The sequence below is a fragment of the Rhizobium sp. WW_1 genome, from assembly GCF_003610155.1.
Classification (GTDB): domain Bacteria; phylum Pseudomonadota; class Alphaproteobacteria; order Rhizobiales; family Rhizobiaceae; genus Rhizobium; species Rhizobium tropici_A.
This window is the reverse complement of sequence record NZ_RAIN01000005.1, coordinates 1-14426: the sequence shown is the minus strand read 5'-3', so window position 1 is coordinate 14426 and position 14426 is coordinate 1. Positions and strand designations below refer to the sequence as shown.

General features: G+C 58.0%; 14 protein-coding genes. 10 read left to right on the top strand and 4 right to left on the bottom strand.

Annotated elements, in window-relative coordinates:
- The first annotated feature begins 15 nt into the window (after nucleotides 1–15).
- Nucleotides 16–2391 carry a phosphoketolase family protein gene (locus BJ928_RS15820; RefSeq protein ID WP_047631530.1) on the top strand — a complete coding sequence of 792 codons (2376 nt, stop codon included), beginning with the start codon at nucleotides 16–18 and terminating at the stop codon, nucleotides 2389–2391.
- Between the two features lie 187 nt (nucleotides 2392–2578).
- On the opposite strand, the gene BJ928_RS15815 is transcribed toward BJ928_RS15820, so the two are convergent.
- A complete protein-coding gene (locus BJ928_RS15815) occupies nucleotides 2579–3040 on the bottom strand; it encodes a YbhB/YbcL family Raf kinase inhibitor-like protein (RefSeq protein WP_047631531.1) in 462 nt (153 codons plus the stop codon).
- A 143-nt stretch (nucleotides 3041–3183) separates the two neighbouring features.
- Between BJ928_RS15815 and BJ928_RS15810 the strand changes: the two genes are divergently transcribed.
- From BJ928_RS15810 to BJ928_RS15780, 7 genes are all read left to right on the top strand, one after another.
- Nucleotides 3184–3441 (top strand): DUF2934 domain-containing protein, encoded by a 258-nt coding sequence (locus BJ928_RS15810; RefSeq protein ID WP_047631616.1) that lies wholly within the window; start codon nucleotides 3184–3186, stop codon nucleotides 3439–3441.
- 465 nt (nucleotides 3442–3906) lie between these two features.
- Complete coding sequence (locus BJ928_RS15805; protein ID WP_047631532.1) at nucleotides 3907–4809, top strand: DMT family transporter; 903 nt, start codon at nucleotides 3907–3909, stop codon at nucleotides 4807–4809.
- 138 nt (nucleotides 4810–4947) lie between these two features.
- Nucleotides 4948–5370, top strand: coding sequence for an SH3 domain-containing protein (locus tag BJ928_RS15800; protein ID WP_052227682.1), 423 nt, complete (start codon nucleotides 4948–4950; stop codon nucleotides 5368–5370).
- A gap of 216 nt (nucleotides 5371–5586) precedes the next feature.
- The gene (locus BJ928_RS15795; RefSeq protein WP_047631533.1) at nucleotides 5587–6963 is read left to right on the top strand and encodes a TolC family protein; all 1377 of its coding nucleotides are present in this window, start codon (nucleotides 5587–5589) and stop codon (nucleotides 6961–6963) included.
- A gap of 2 nt (nucleotides 6964–6965) precedes the next feature.
- Entirely contained in the window at nucleotides 6966–8102 is a 1137-nt protein-coding gene (locus BJ928_RS15790) for an FtsX-like permease family protein (RefSeq protein ID WP_047631534.1), read from the top strand.
- A gap of 4 nt (nucleotides 8103–8106) precedes the next feature.
- Entirely contained in the window at nucleotides 8107–8841 is a 735-nt protein-coding gene (locus BJ928_RS15785; RefSeq protein ID WP_047631535.1) for an ABC transporter ATP-binding protein, read from the top strand.
- Nucleotides 8828–9754, top strand: a complete 927-nt coding sequence (locus tag BJ928_RS15780) for an HlyD family efflux transporter periplasmic adaptor subunit (protein WP_047631536.1) — start codon at nucleotides 8828–8830, stop codon at nucleotides 9752–9754. The genes BJ928_RS15785 and BJ928_RS15780 overlap by 14 nt, the downstream gene beginning before the upstream one ends.
- An 87-nt stretch (nucleotides 9755–9841) precedes the next feature.
- On the opposite strand, the gene BJ928_RS15775 is transcribed toward BJ928_RS15780, so the two are convergent.
- Complete coding sequence (locus BJ928_RS15775; RefSeq protein WP_245432349.1) at nucleotides 9842–10576, bottom strand: hypothetical protein; 735 nt, start codon at nucleotides 10574–10576, stop codon at nucleotides 9842–9844.
- Nucleotides 10577–10789: 213 nt separating this feature from the next.
- Here BJ928_RS15775 and BJ928_RS15770 point away from each other — a divergent pair, with 213 nt between their 5' ends.
- Nucleotides 10790–11692 carry an alanine--tRNA ligase-related protein gene (locus tag BJ928_RS15770; protein ID WP_047631538.1) on the top strand — a complete coding sequence of 301 codons (903 nt, stop codon included), beginning with the start codon at nucleotides 10790–10792 and terminating at the stop codon, nucleotides 11690–11692.
- Between the two features lie 210 nt (nucleotides 11693–11902).
- Here the strand turns inward: BJ928_RS15770 and BJ928_RS15765 are convergent, their stop codons facing one another.
- Nucleotides 11903–12457 carry an invasion associated locus B family protein gene (locus tag BJ928_RS15765; protein ID WP_183079417.1) on the bottom strand — a complete coding sequence of 185 codons (555 nt, stop codon included), beginning with the start codon at nucleotides 12455–12457 and terminating at the stop codon, nucleotides 11903–11905.
- A 728-nt stretch (nucleotides 12458–13185) separates the two neighbouring features.
- Here BJ928_RS15765 and BJ928_RS15760 point away from each other — a divergent pair.
- Nucleotides 13186–13476 (top strand): hypothetical protein, encoded by a 291-nt coding sequence (locus BJ928_RS15760; RefSeq protein WP_047631540.1) that lies wholly within the window; start codon nucleotides 13186–13188, stop codon nucleotides 13474–13476.
- A gap of 17 nt (nucleotides 13477–13493) precedes the next feature.
- Here the strand turns inward: BJ928_RS15760 and BJ928_RS15755 are convergent, their stop codons facing one another.
- Complete coding sequence (locus tag BJ928_RS15755) at nucleotides 13494–14318, bottom strand: CsgG/HfaB family protein (protein ID WP_348628225.1); 825 nt, start codon at nucleotides 14316–14318, stop codon at nucleotides 13494–13496.
- Between the last annotated feature and the right edge of the window lie 108 nt (nucleotides 14319–14426).

Sequence of the window (14426 nt, the reverse complement as noted above, 5' to 3'; positions counted from 1 at the left end):
AACGAGGAGACGCACATGAATGCCGTTACCACACCGCTTTCGCCTGAAGACCTCTCTTTGATCGACCGTTACTGGAAAGCTGCAAATTACCTGTCGGTCGGCCAGATCTATCTGATGGACAATCCGCTGCTGCGCGAACCGCTAAAGCCGGAGCATATCAAGCCGAGACTGCTCGGCCATTGGGGTACGACGCCGGGGCTGAACTTCATCTACGCTCACCTGAACCGCGTCATCAAGGCGCGTGATCTCGACGTCATCTATATGTGCGGCCCCGGCCATGGCGGTCCCGGTATGGTCGCCAACACCTATCTCGAGGGCATCTACAGCGAAATCTATCCGGATATCTCCGAGACGATGGAAGGGATGCAGAAGCTCTTCAAGCAGTTTTCCTTTCCGGGCGGCATTCCAAGCCATGCAGCCCCCGAAACCCCGGGCTCCATCCACGAAGGCGGTGAACTCGGCTATGCCCTCGTTCACGCCTATGGTGCTGCCTTCGACAATCCGGACCTCATCGTTGCCTGTGTGGTCGGCGATGGCGAGGCCGAAACCGGGCCACTCGCCGCAAGCTGGCATTCCAACAAGTTTCTCAATCCGGCGCGCGATGGCGCCGTGCTGCCCATCCTCCACCTGAACGGCTACAAGATTGCCAATCCCACGATCCTCGGCCGGGAAAGCGACGACGATCTTCGCAAGCTGTTTTCTGGTTACGGCTATGAACCCTTCTTTGTCGAAGGGCACGAGCCGCACGCCATGCATCAGGCGATGGCCGGCACGTTCGACCAGGTATTCGACCGAATCCGAGACATACAGAAGAACGCGCGCGCAAATGAAGCCTCCAGGGGGATGCCGCGCTGGCCGATGATCGTGCTGCGAAGCCCAAAAGGCTGGACGGGTCCAAAGGAAGTCGATGGCAAGAAGGTCGAGGGCTTCTGGCGGGCGCATCAGGTACCGGTCGCCAATTGCCGCGGCGACGAGGGCCATCGCAAAATCTTGGAAGATTGGATGCGCAGCTATGATCCCGACGACCTCTTCGATCATGAAGGGCGGCTCAAGGCCGAATTACAGGCGCTCGCGCCGCGAGGCGAAAGGCGCATGGGCGCCAATCCTCACGCCAATGGCGGCCTGCTTCGCAGGGAGCTTATCGTCCCCTCGATCGCGGACTACGCCGTCGAAATCGGCGAGCGCGGCAGCCAACAGATGCAATCCACCGAGATCCTTGGCCATTATCTTCGCGACACGCTGAAGCTCAATACTCCCGAGCAGAATTTCCGTATCTTCGGCCCAGACGAGACGGAATCCAACCGGCTCGGCAGCGTCTTCGAAGTCACGGACCGGGTCTGGATGGAGGCGATCGAAGATTATGACGTCCATCTGGCCCCGGACGGGCGGGTGATGGAGGTCCTGAGCGAGCATCTGTGCCAGGGCTGGCTGGAGGGCTATCTACTCACCGGCAGGCACGGGCTCTTCTCGTGCTACGAGGCCTTCATCCACATCGTCGATTCCATGTTCAACCAGCATGCCAAATGGCTGAAGGTGTCGCGCGAATTGCCGTGGCGCAAGCCGATCTCGTCGCTGAACTATCTGCTGACGTCGCATGTCTGGCGGCAGGATCACAACGGCTTTTCCCACCAGGACCCTGGTTTCGTCGATCTCGTCGCCAACAAGAAGGCCGATATCGTCCGCATCTATCTGCCTCCGGACGCCAATACGCTGCTATGGGTCGGCGATCATTGCCTGAGGACCTATGATCGGATCAATGTCATCGTCGCCGGCAAGCAGCCGGAATCGCAATGGCTCAGCATCGATGAAGCGACCGCCCACTGCAAGGCCGGCGTCGGCATATGGGACTGGGCAAGCTACGAGCACGATACCATCGCCCCCGACGTCGTGATGGCTTGCGCGGGCGATGTCCCGACCATGGAGACGCTCGCAGCCGTCATGTTGCTGCATGAAGCAATTCCCGATCTGAAGATCCGCACGGTCAATGTGGTCGATCTTCTGGCCCTGCAGGACCCGAAGCAGCATCCGCACGGCCTCGAGCATCAGGCCTTCGACCAGATCTTCACCACGGACAAGCCTGTCATCTTCGCCTATCACGGCTATCCCTACCTGATCCACCGGCTGACCTACCGGCGGACTAATCACGACAACATTCACGTTCGCGGCTTTATCGAAGAAGGCACGACGACCACGCCATTCGACATGACCGTTCTGAATGAGCTGGATCGCTATCATCTCGCGCTTGAGGCGATCGACCGCGTGCCGGGCCTGGCGGAAAAAGTGCCCGAGGTCATCGATGCCCTGAAGGCAAAGCTCATCAGGCATCACGATTATGTCCGGTATTACGGAGAGGATATGCCTGAGGTCAGCAACTGGCGGTGGAAGCGATAAGGGTAGTCCGCACCTTGCCTTAATCCCATGAATGGTCGCCGCACGGGCGGCGACCGATTGCAATCTTATCCTCGCAACTGCGATCAACTCTTCCGAGCACCGCTCGCCTATTCTGCAAACCGCACCAGCAAGATCACGAGAACGGCGACGGCAAGCCCGCCGATCGTGTCTGCTTGCAGATCGTGATTTACGACTGATAGATGCCGGTAAGGCTTGCTTCTGCAAGCATGTGTTTCCTCACCTTCCTCCACATGACCTCCGCCCCTGCAGCTTCAGGAAGCGTCATCCTCGGCACGTCGAGGGCTGCGAGCCGGAAAACATATCGATGAGGAGGATCGCCGCTAGGCGGCTTCGGGCCGTCATAACGGGCATTGCCGAAATCGTTCTTGTAGAAACGCAGAGCCTGCTCCTGCATCGCATCCACGTTTTCCGCAAGACCGCCCCACTGCGCCGGAATATTGGCAATGCCGCAATGACGGAATGTTCCGCCAGGCGCATCCGGGTCTTCGACGATCAGCGCGAAGCTTTGAGTTCTCTTAGGAGCGCCGCCCCAGGCCAGCGGCGGGAATATGTTTTCCCCGTCGAGCGCGTGTTTGCCCGGTATCGGCGCGTCTTCAGCAAAGGCCTTGCTGATCAAAGTCAAAGCCATCAGATCCTCCTGTTTCTGTTTTGGATTCACGAGCCTGTGAAGTTCTGAACCTAAGGTGGAACACATCAGAGTCATTATTGTTCCCCATAGGGAACATTCGCATTCATTTGCAGTTGTTCGCAGCGCCAACCAAGGAGGAAAAGATGACGGATGAGAGGTTCGAATGGATCAGCAAACGCGCCTACGCAATCTGGGAAGCTGCCGGTCGCCCCTGGGGACGCAGCCAGCATCACTGGGAGCAGGCCGCCAGGGAACGCGAGATCATGGAGAGAACGCGCGCATCCGCCGACGGCGAAGAAGTATTGGCAAGATTTCGAAAAACCAATGCGACACACTCTTCCGAAGATGACGCAAGCGAAGCCGAGGCACAAACACACGCCAAGGACCGCCGCCTCGGATAATTTTCATTTATGGGCGGCAACGTCTGCCAGAAGAATTCGCAAGCCTGCTCCATTCCCATGCGCAGTCCTGTTCACAAGGAGCGGAACTTCGAAATCACGATATCGATCATGTCATTCGAAGGCCAACCACCTAATTCCGCGTTCCATCACGGCTTGGGTGGGTCGGCATCGTCTTCATCCCCTGCCCGATAAGGGGCTGACACCCCCATTGCTCGGGAATGTTCCGCTTTGAGCGGCCGTATCAGGCCCCAATCGCCGCCATTTCGAATGACACGACTTCGTGATGCGCCTGAAGGAAAGAAACCGCTCGCCAAACACATCACAGAAGTAGCATGATGCCCTCTCCTGCCCTTGTCAGCTCAAAGGAAATTGCTTAGCCAGAAGACCGTCGTGTGCCGCTGCGCCGCGAATCGCTTCCTGCAACGGGAAGTGACTGTATCGATTCGAAATATCCTGCGAGGCCATATGATTTCCGGAACCAGCGAGAAGGGACCCATTGCCGGGATTGCACTCGCCTGCGCCGGATACGCCTGTTTTTCCCTTCAGGATGCGATGGTGAAGTGGCTGGTCGCCAGCTATGAAGTCCCGGAAATCCTGTTCATGCGCAGCCTCGTCATCGTGCTGGTCGCAGGCGCACTCGTCCGCTATCGACGCCATCCGTCGATCTTCAAAAGCCCCTATCGCGGCACGGTCATCCTGCGTGCCGCGCTGATGCTGATTGCCTGGCTGCTGTTCTACAACGCGGCTCGCCATCTCGGGCTCGCCGAATTGACGACGCTGTATTTCTCGGCGCCGATCATCGTCATGGTTCTGTCGATCCTCGTTCTCAAGGAGAAGATCCATGCCGGCCGCTGGATTGCCTGCATAGGCGGCTTCATCGGCGTAACGATCGCGGCAAATCCCAGCCAGTCGCCCAATCTCTTGCCCGCCGCCATGTGCATCGTTGCAGGATTCTGCTGGGCATGGAGCACGATCCTCGTCCGGCTGGTCAGCCGAAGCGAAACCACGCTCACGCAGATGTATGCCACGAGCCTGATATTCGGCCTTGCCTGCGCCCTGTCCTTTCCATGGACATGGAAGACCCCCGATGCAAGCGGCTGGGCGTTGATGCTGACGCTCGGAGTGATCTCGACCATCGGACAGTTTCTGCTCTATGAAGGTTTCCGATACGCCCCCGCGTCAACGCTGGCTCCCATCGAATACAGCGGTCTCGTTTGGGCTTTCGTGTATGGCTATGTGATCTGGGCCGAGATCCCCGCGACAAATGTCTTCGTCGGCGCCCTCCTCATCATCGCCTCGAGTTTCCTGCTGGTCCTATGGGAACGTCGCATCGAGGGCGCCCGCAGGAAGAACGCACCTTCCTCATAAAATCCATTTCCTTCACCGGTTCTATGCGCAATCTCCACACGATCTGCACAGAAGCGGACTATGTCGTCGACAGCCATTGCGCATCGGCCCTCGCAGGGGATCGGTCGTCGATTTGGTCGAGAAGGATGTCGTCGAAACATGAAGTTCCGCACCAAGATCCAGTTGACGCTGCTTGCCGGCGCCCTGGCGACCGCGGGCCCGATCGTCGGTCAGGCAGCAGCAACGGAATATGCGAAGACCGACGTGGTGTTGCGATCGGGACCAAGTGCCCTGTTTCCGGCCGTCGGCACGGTGCTGGCGGGCTCCCGCGTCCATATGTACGGATGCACCAAGCAAATTAGATGGTGCGATGTCAGGGTCTGCGGGCGAAGGGGATGGATACCTTCGGGCGACGTCGACATAGAATATCATCGCCAAAGAATGCCAATTTCAACCTATGTTCACGTTGCAGAAAAGCCTGCTATCGCCGTCGTTTCGTTCGATATCGACACCTATTGGTCGCAGAACTACTCGCAATTGTACTTCTATGACGAGATAGGGAACTGGCGAACCATCAACTGACATCATGACCGATACTCAGTCGTATCAAAGCAGACATCAGACATGCTCGGCAAGCAAATACCTATGAGCCAGCGTGGATTGTGAAATGGATTTCTCAGTGACAAAGCGATGATCGATCGGTCTTACAGTATTGCGTTGCGGTTGCGCAGCCTATGTCGAACGAGCAATTGTGATATATCGAAGAGTAAACCCGGGTGGCGTCATATCGTCCTCTCGATGACAACTACAGTTTTTCTGCTATCGGCCTGCCAGTCGATGGACTTGTCACCACCCGTTTCTGCCCCCCAGCTGCCCGTTGCCTATGCGGGACTATCACAAAGAAGCCCCGAGGCTACATTCAACGGAACCACGTGGTGGGAGGGTTTCCATGACAAGACGCTGTCATCACTCGTCTCTCGCGCCGGTAGCAGCAACCTGACTATTGCGCAAGCCGAGCAGAATCTCCTCGCCGCCCGCGCCTTGGGACATTCGGCAATTGCCGGCTATCGCCCCGAGGTGGGAACAGTTGCGCTTGCGAATGCATCGACCGGCTCCCGCGTGAACAACGACTTTACGCGGCGCCCGCTTCAATTGAATCTTGAAGTCGGTTGGGAAGCCGCGCTCTTCGGACAGGACAAGCAAACCCAAAGATCCGCCGATCTGACCACGGAGATGGCGAGCGAGGATCTGGCGGCGGCCAGATTGGCCGTGGCGGCGGAAATCGCCGCCAGCTACGTTCATCTTCGCGCGCTTCAGCAACGTCATGCCGACACGGTCGAGACGATCGCACTGCTCCAGAAAAACTCTGAACTCGCTGACGTCAGGGAACGGGTCGGCCTTTCCACCGCAATTGAAACGGAACCGCAGAAATCAGGCATCGAGACTGCCAAATCGAGGCTCGCTGACCTGGAAAACGAGATAAACACCTCGGCGCAGCAAATCGCGACCCTCCAAGGCTCAGCCACCCCCGCCGCAAGCCTTCTCAAACCCCAACCGCAACCGATTGCGCCGGCACGCCTCATGAGTGGCCGCCCCGCCGATCTCTTGCGCTCACGCCCCGATGTCCGCCGTGCGGAGCTCGCGGTCGCGCAAGCCGGTGCACAAGTGGGTCTTGCCAGAAGCGAGCTCTATCCGAAATTGCGGCTTTCGGGAACGATCGGGATCGGAGCTCCTATCGACAGTTCGCTGTTCGGCGCCTCCGGCGGCCCGTCGCTGCAAATACCGATATTTGATCTCGGCAAGCGCAAGGACGTCGTCACCGCAAGTGAGGCGAAATTTCGCGAGGCTGGCTTTGCATACAGGCAGACGGTCCTCGTCGCCTATGAGGAGGCTTCAAGGGCGCTGCGCGAGTTCAACGCTGCACAACGGAAAACCGCGCAGCTGAAATCAAAACTGAAACGAGTGACCACGGTGCGCAATGGCGCTGACATTCTCGTCCGGGAAGGCCTTGAGGACAGATCGAAATCCATAAGGGGGGCGCTCGATGTGCTGGAATTGCGCGCGTCGCTCACCGACAGCATCGAAGATGAGGCCCGGGCCTTCATCGCCTTCTACAAGGCAACGGGCGCTGCGGAGCAGGCCGCTCGGCCTCGCGCATCGGAAAGGCTGAAGTAGCCGTGGCAGTTCCGATCGCCCGAAAGACGCTTCTCTACGAATGGCGGCGCTTTCTGCCGGCTGTTGCTGCCGTTGCCTTCTCCGGCCTATTAATGACCGCCCAGGGAGCGCTTCTCCTTGGCATTGTCAGCGCCAATTCGCTTTACGTATCCCAATCGAATGCCGAATACTGGGTTGGTTATCCCGGCACTCAAAGTGTCGAACTCGGACGGACCGTCAAAGCAAGCGTATTGACGAGCCTCTATTCAGAGCCGCTCGTCTCCGACATCGAACCACTGCTCCTTGGGTCCGGCGACTGGCGCGCGACGGGTGGCAACGGAGGTGTCAGCATCACAGTTGTGGGCATCGATACGCAAACCGATAGCCTCGGACTGGCACGGGTCGTGCCAGCCAGCCTGCGCAATCAGCTGCGCGAGCCCGGCGCTGTCGTCGTCGATGCGTCGGACAGCGACAAGCTTTCCGCCAAACCCGGCGATCTTGCCGAGATAAACGGCCGTGCCGTGCGCGTGGTCGGCCTCATTGACGGGCTTCGCGGTCTCGGCGGGGTGAATGTGGTAAGTTCGTTGGATACTGCACGCATGCTCGACCAGACGCTGCCGGCCGATGGAGCTGCGACCTATTTCCTGTTCAATATCAAGGCCGGCGACAATCCTTCGGACGTGATCAAGCACCTTGATCGGCGCGCTTCCGTCGAACGCTTCGAGATCTGGCCCGCCGGTCAGCTGGCGAGCATGTCGACCAGTTATATGCTCTTCGATTCCGGTGCCGGCATCGCATTCATCTTCGCGACGCTGATTGCCGCCAGTATCGGAGCACTCATAACCAGCCAAACCCTGATGGCGGCGGTCGCAGGAGCGCTACCGCAATACGCCACGCTCCGCGCCCTCGGCGTGCCCTTCGGCAGTTTGAGAACCATCGTTGTCGAACAGGCCACCTGGGTCGGCGTTTCGGGTCTTGTCATAAACGTCGCTCTGAGCCTTTTCATCGCGCTTATTGCACGGGCTTACAAGGTCCCTTTCGTGCTTGACGGTATTGTCGTCTCTCTTGCCTCGCTTGTCGTTCTGGTCGTGGCCGTGCTTGCCTGTCTTCTGTCAATCCACCGGTTGCGCCAGGCCGATCCTGCGTCCCTTTTGAGGTGATGTCGTGCGATCCGCTATCTCGGCCTTCAACCTCCATAAATCCTTCACTGTTCAGGGCGCGCGTACGAACGCGCTCGTCGATATCTCCGTCGAAATCCATGGCGGCGAATTCACCGTACTCAGCGGCCCTTCCGGCTGCGGCAAGAGCACGCTTCTGGCAACACTCGGCGGCATGACCAGACCGGACAGCGGGCGCCTGCGTGCCGGTGCGACCGATCTGTCGTCATCGACGGATGCTGAGCGAGACGCATTTCGCTTGAAAAACTGCGGCTTCATCTTTCAGGGCTTCAATCTGTTTCCCGCGCTTTCAGCGCTCGAACAAGTTCAAATCCCGCTCGACTATCTGGGAATTCCGGAGGCCGAAGCGCGCGCCAGGGCCCTTGAAGCATTGGAGCGCGTTGGCCTGCTGCGCCGCCAGCACCTGCGGCCTTCGCATCTGTCGGGCGGAGAAAAGCAACGCGTCGCCATCGCGCGAGCGATCGTCAAGCAACCGGCGATCCTGTTTGCCGACGAACCGACGAGCGCGCTCGACAGCAGCAATGGGCAGCGGATCGTCGAGATCCTGCGCGACACGGCACGGCAATTAGGAACGGCTGTTCTATGCGTCTCGCACGATACGCGCCTGTTTTCGAAAGCTGACCGCCTCCTGCGCATGGAGGATGGGCGCCTGCTAACCGACGAGCAGACCATCTCCGGACGAAACATCGACACACGAGAGTACTGGCATGGATCAATTTAAGCGCTCCCGCCGTCTTTGGGCGACCGGCCTGCTGGGCTCGTCACTCATATTGGGTCCTCTATGGATGGCCGTCGGCACCCCGAGGGCGGATGAAAACTCGAACTCCACCGAACGCGCCGCTCCGGCCATCGCAGCTGCCGCGCGCGGGACCGTGGATGTAGAGGGAGGGCTCTATCGCATAACCGCCGTGCGCGACGGCATCGTCGCCGAAGTACGAGCGATCGAAGGGGCCTATGTCCGCAAGGGAGATCTTCTTGCCGTTCTCGACAGACGGCAGGAGGAATCCACGGTTCGCATTGCCGAACAGGAGCTTTCCCAGGCCGAGGACCGGCATAAACTCCTGGAACTCAAGGGAAGGAACCTTTCCAAGACCTACGAAAGAATGCGGCGAGCAGCCGCCGGCAAGGCCGTGTCGGATCAGGCGCTCGAAGATGCGCGCGACGCCTATGAGACACAGGCCATCGAAACCAATTCCGCAGCTACGACCGTAACGATAGCGCAGGAACGTCTCGAAATGGCAAAGCGCGAGATCAGCCTGCGCGAGATCAGGGCGCCGGCCGACGGCGTCGTAGTGCGCCAGGCGGTCAAGGCGGGTGAGGCTGTCTCCACTCAGATGATGAGCGAGATGTTTGTCCTGCTGCCCGATGGAGCGAAGATCGTGCGTGCGGACATTCCGGAAGAGTATCTCGACCTTGTCGGCCCCGGTATGAGCGTCGAGATCGTTCCCGAGGGTCGCGCGGCGCAAACGGTTTCAGGACGCATCAGCCGAGTTTCCAAAGTGTTGACGCACGTCAAATCGACGGAAAACTCCGGAGAACGCAGCGATATGCGGACAGCAAACTGCATCATTACTGTCGCGCGCGACGCGCCACTGGCGATCGGACAGCGCGTTGTCGTGCGCGTTCTCAAATAAGGAACCTGAAGCACGACGTGATCCATGCGGTTCGCGTCGCGCATCTTCAATCTCCGATTTCGCAGATACCGCTATTGCGAAACTCCATTACCTCGCTTTGCCACCGGCCAGGCGAGCTGCTCGGCGCATGCGGCTTGCTTTCAACGCCTGCTGAAAATCCGGGTCTGTTTGCGCGTGGTGACGAAGGTCATCGAGAAACCGGGAGACGTCATCGAGCGTATCGACAACGACATATCGCAGACCATCGCCGGCATCGATGCGGTCATGGCTGACGCTCACGCCAAAGCCATCGGGCACCTTGCGAAACCATGCCGAGCGCCAACGTTTGAAGCCATCGGGGTCGGATTGAAATTCCGCGAGCAGGACCTTCTGCTGCTCGAGCCGTGCAAGGAATGTCGCGACCTCACCCTGCGAACCGACCTTCGGCCTTTCCGCCTTCCTTGAAATCCACTTTTCGAAGAACTGAGATTCGGGCTGTACAGCCGTCGCCTCACCGTGATCCGCAACCGTTGGGGAGCTACCACCCGGTTGCTCTGCGCAATCGGGCTGCACCGGCGAAGCGGCGGGCGCTTCCTCTTCCATTGCCAGCGTCTGCTTGAGGTTGACGGCAAGGTCACCCCAGATCGATCTTGCTGTTTCAGCTGGCTTTGATTTCATTCGGCGGGTGGTTTTGACTTCGATGATAAAAGGCTTTGTCTGTTTAACCATGATGTTTCGATAGGTACTCAGCGACGGAGCGCAGTGGTTGGATAAATTAGCACTGATGAGAAGTTGGTATTTCCCGAGAGCGACGACAGCAGTGAAAAGATCGTCCACGATCATTCTGAATTAACGCCCTACACCAAACTAGCCGATGAAGCAATCTCGCAGCTCCCGTTCAAAATAACTATCAATGCATCAAACCAGATCTACAGCATGAACACGACAGGCATGTAGCAGCGGTTGAGGAGATCGATGGCTTGAGACAGCAGCCACTTTCCAAACTTCCGGTAGAGAATGAGAGCCCTTGCATTGCACATCCCGCGTTCCGTCGCTATGTTTTGTGGAGGCACACGAACAGCAAAGGAGGTTGCCTATGTCATCGCGGGACGCCTGATCCAGCAATACCAGGACTTCTGCCTCTTCAGAGGCATCAAATTTACACGCATAGACTCCGTACGGCCGCACGATCATACCACGCTCTTTTGCAGCGCCGGAATGCAGCAGTACAAACCTCTCTTCCTCGATCTCTCCCACATTGGAACCGTCGCCAATAGCCAGGCTTGCCTGCGCATGGGCGATCTCGACGAAATCGGAGACGGAACGCATTTCCTCCAATTCACGATGCTCGGGCTTTTCTCCTTCCGGGAGATGACTGTCGGCGACGCCATCGACTTCTGGCTTGAGTTTCTTGCAACCCTCGGCCTCTTGCCAGATCATGTCACCATCCATCCGGATCGCCTGGAGGAATGGGCACCGCTCTATCGCGGCCACATCCCCATCGTCACAGATGATGAATGTACCTGGAGCGACGGCAATATCACCGGATATTGCACAGAGTTCTACAAGGACGGCATCGAGATCGGCAACATCGTCAATCCGCTCGGGACCTGTATCGACGTCGGCTTCGGGGCCGAACGGCTTGATATGATCGTGAACGGAACGCCACCTGCCGACGCCCTTAGTACGCTGTGCGACACGGTCATGACCATCGTGGAATGCGGCTATAAGCCGGGAAACAAGGAGCAGAGTTATGTCCTGCGCAAGCTTCTTCGTCGAATCCATGTGATGGGCGGAACGCTGGATCATCCTTATTTCGAGCAGGAAGTCGAGCGTCAGGAACGGCTGCGTTCTAAGTATCTTCGCCTGCGCGAGAAGTATCCCGACATGACGGCGCAATGGTGGTTTGATACGCACGGCATCGATGTTACCGATATGCTCGCGCTCAACGGAAGATAGCCTCCACTGACAGGAAGATCGGCGAAGGAGATCGCGCAAGCGACTTCCTTCGCCACCCCTGAAGACACCGGCCCCACCAACACCGCAGCAAGTCAGGAGCAATCCTGCATATGTAGCAAGGTCCCAGCCTTCATCATCGGCGATATCGCAAGATGACCCTCTATCGCCTCGAATACGGCCAATTCAGACCAGGTAATGCCGCTTCAATTCTCATCCGCCGTTTGCTTGCATTGCCTGGAAGGCAGAGTTGAATCCGCTCAGAGAGATCGGAAGTTCCGCCACATTTCCCTGCATCATCCGGATCGACACTTTCCCGGATTTTTCCTTGGCCAAGACCGAGAGCATGTCCGGCGGGCACTGGCCCTCCACCAGACATCCTTGCGTCGTACAGCGCGACACTTTCGCCATCGTCGAATATTTTGCGCCGAACGCGATCTTCACGCCGCCCTGGACGGCGAAACCGAGCGGAAGCGCCATCTGCATGCCAACCTTGTTGTCAGCCGACCGCGCCATGCTGATAACGAGAAATACCTGCTTTTGATCGGGCGAGGTCAGGCGATAGACGATCTGGCACGGCGGCTTCATCGCTTTGTCCGTCGTGCACTGCAGCGTCCACGCGTCGAACTTCTGTTCCGTCACCTGCGAGGCGGCGGGCGCGGGCCGGCTTGAGGATGCGGCAGCGGATGGTGCGCTCTTGCCGGCATCTGGCGCCGCGTCTTGGGGCCTCGGCTGCGGTGTTGCCGGATCATTATCGGCAGCCAGCACCGAGAACGCGCCGGCCTCCCAAAGCAAGAAGGCCACACAAATCACGAACATTCTATAATATAGATTCACGCGCTCCTCCCAGATTTAAGTTGCAACTACAGAATAATTTTGTAATAATGCGTAACACGCAAATACGATATCAAGCTTTGAACATATTTAAATATGTTAATATTTATGATACATTGTTTTATATGAAATACTGAAATTTTAATATTTTATAACGCGCAAGGGAACCAATGCAGATGACATCAAAGTTAATTGCCGGATACTCCCTGATCGCTATGCTTACGCTAACCGGCGGCGCCGTGTCTGGGGAAAGCTATCTACAACAGGCTCCCTCCGCAGAGACAAATCCTGCCTTTGTCGAGCAACTGCCGGAGACAGTCGTCATGCCCGCATCTCGGCCGCCGGCTATTCGCCGAACTGCATCACATAGGCCGAAGCAGGTATCGCGAACGCGGACGCAAATCCAATTGGCAAACAGCGTCTTTCCGAGCGTAGGCAGTGGTGTTACCGAGCGGGCAGCACCCGCGCCGACGGATAATCGCCTGCCCACGGTTGGGCCCGGCGCTGTAGGCCACTGAAGACGCTCCAGTTGCCGGCAACGGCGAAAGCGCCGGCAAATTTGGAACTGAAAGGCCTCTGGCCGATTGAAACGTCGAAGACAGCATGTTTGGAGCCGATAACCCGATATCGGTTCGAGATTACGATTGAGGAGCAGTATCGACATGATGCATCCCAATACAATCACCGCGGTTACGGCTATCACGCTTTTTGCCGGCACGTTCGGCTCTGCAGATGCTCTTGCCGATAGCCAGCCCATCATCCAGCGTTCCGGATTTTCAGAAACGCAGATTCCTCAGGTGAAAGGCCGTGTTCCAGTCCGGAAGAATGGCAATCTGGAGAAGGGGCCCGGCAGCAAGACGGCAGCCAAACCCAATCCAAACGCAAATGCCCAGAACGGTGCAGCCACCTGCGGACCCGACAATGCGCAATCGGAATTCTGCCGGAAAAAATGACGCCTCGTCAGTGACGGTCATGAGGTCTTCGGCTTGTTCTGGATGAGGATAGGCTTGGACGCCGTTTCCACGGCAGGCGGCGGCGCGATGACAGCAGGAACGGTTACCGCCGGGCCGAGCGGCCGGCCGTTGGCATCGAGCTTATACGTCATCGCCCGTTGATGCTCGTCCAGATATCGCATGAACGCCGCGCCGGCCGCGGCATCCCTGAACTGCCACAGTCCATTCTTCACGCCTTCGAAGATCAGCGAATAGACGGCTAGCTGGATACCTTCCTGGACTCCCAAGGTCGTGGGGGCATTTCGCGTGATGCCACCCTCGATCTGGAGCAGCTGATCGACGCCGACGAAGCGGAATGCCGATCCCTGCAGTTGCACGGAATAGATTGTCTTGGTCGTGCTGACCGAAGCCAATACGCGCCCGGTGCTGACGCTGACGGCTCGCAAGGATACAGTCACGATATCCTTGCGATATTGCGTATTTCCGCCTATCCCGAGATAGTTGGCGCCGATACCGCCCGTCGTTTCATTGGAGTCATAGCCGATGATGCCGCCATCGAGCAGCACGCCGGCAAACCGAAGTGGCGGGATACCGCCGGCCTTTGCGCCGTAGACTGCCGACCGGGTGTTCTGAATGATCTGCCGCTCCTGCAACAGCGATTGCAGGTCGGTGCGTTCGACGACATTGAACCAGTTGCCGTTACCCGCCCTGGTCAGCACGTCAGTCAATAGCTGTGCGCCACCTTGCGTCAGGGCGCGGGAATATTCGGCAAAATTTTCATTGGGCTTGTTCTGCCCCGTCAGATCTGGGAAGGAGTAAACCGCCACATCGAGCTTTTGTATGGGCGGCGGCAGGTGTCCGTCGTCGAATGATTTGAGACTTTTTGGGCTCTGGAAGAATGGAGTTTCCGGCTCAGTTTGCGGGTTGATTTAAGCCGCTTTGGCCTGGTG